Annotated in this window: 2 pseudogenes; one reads left to right on the top strand and one right to left on the bottom strand. The window is 48.9% G+C overall.

Annotation, left to right across the window (positions count from 1 at the left end):
- Positions 1–216: pseudogene (locus tag J9889_RS18120) on the top strand (IS630 family transposase); the annotation flags it as partial.
- Between the two features lie 915 nt (positions 217–1,131).
- Here the strand turns inward: J9889_RS18120 and J9889_RS18115 are convergent.
- Positions 1,132–1,254: pseudogene (locus tag J9889_RS18115) on the bottom strand (ISAs1 family transposase); the annotation flags it as partial.

The raw sequence follows: 1,254 nt of genomic DNA, 5'->3' as shown, positions 1-1,254 counted from the left end.
CGATGGTTGAAGAAGAATCCCAAGTTCTGCCTGGTGTTCCAGCCAGTTTACAGCCCTTGGGTTAATCACATAGAACGGCTATGGCACAAGTTACATGAAACCATCACGCGCAATCATCAATGCAGAGGGATGGCAAACCTGCTGGCTCGAGTGAAACACTTCATGGATACCGTGTCTCCTTTCCCGGGGAATGGCTATGGCACAGCGAAGGTGTAGCACTATTGGGATCAGTTATTTAGGTTCTGAAGTGCCATGGCGAAGGCGAAAATCTCGCGGCCCCATCCGAATTCCATACTCATCGGCGAAAGAAACAGACCGAAGCCATGACGAGTGCCTAATGACAAGAAAAGAATCAATGCAGCACCTAGCAGCACCCAGAAACTCCTACGCCATGCAGTAATCATTGTGAAAGTGTCCTAGTGTTGTTTATTCAGTAGAGTTAGTTTGGGCTCACCGAGCATGGAATAACCTCACAGCCAATCAACGGATAGAAGCGGCAGCATAGTTGGTTAAGAATTTTATTTGTCTCCCACGCACGAACTACTGTTAGCTGTTCAAGATGAATATTTGTCCTTACAAGGCCAGTCGGGATTCTGGCTGACGAACTTCAAGCCGCAGTCTTGCTATGCCTGTAAGTGCAGTGCTCAATTCGGCATAAACAAACTGAATATGCTGGGCCCGCCTGTCAGAAGGCCCTGAATGTAGCTGTCACCTGGGGCTGGAGAAGTCATTACTGGATCGCTGATTTGGGCATAGATGGTCGCCCCCAGTTTGCCAAGCTAATATGCTGTGGTGGTTTACGGGTCATCAGTTGCAGCCATAGATCCGGACTTTTCTGAGGTGATGAAACACCTCTGTCCCTGATGGAATGTGCTGATGGAGGCCTCTATCAACAACGCGCTCTCTCAAGAGCCTTGCCTAAACCGGGTTTTCCCCATCACGGTCTGACCTGTCCTGCCATCACTTCATACTTGCCTGAGCAATCGGTGGTGTTTTTTCTGTCTCACTGGCTCAGAAGCTTAAATGCTCATCACTGGCGCACAGTACTCCTGGTCTTTGGCCAAGAGCGCCCACACAATCCGTGCATTCTTGTTGGCCAATGCTACCGAGGCAGGGCTGACGCATCAGTGTTTATACTTTGAACAACCCCATACATTCGAACAAATATTGTTCATTCAGACAGCAGAGCCTGCGCTTGTTGGCCATGCTTAGATTACGTGATTTGTTTTGCTTCAGCATGTTCAGTATCCACTG

This window comes from Aeromonas sp. PrichA-15 (assembly GCF_017939245.1).
GTDB classification, from domain to species: Bacteria; Pseudomonadota; Gammaproteobacteria; order Enterobacterales; family Aeromonadaceae; genus Aeromonas; species Aeromonas caviae.
The sequence above is the reverse complement of the archived record's forward strand: the minus strand, read 5'-3'. Positions and strand labels throughout refer to the sequence as shown.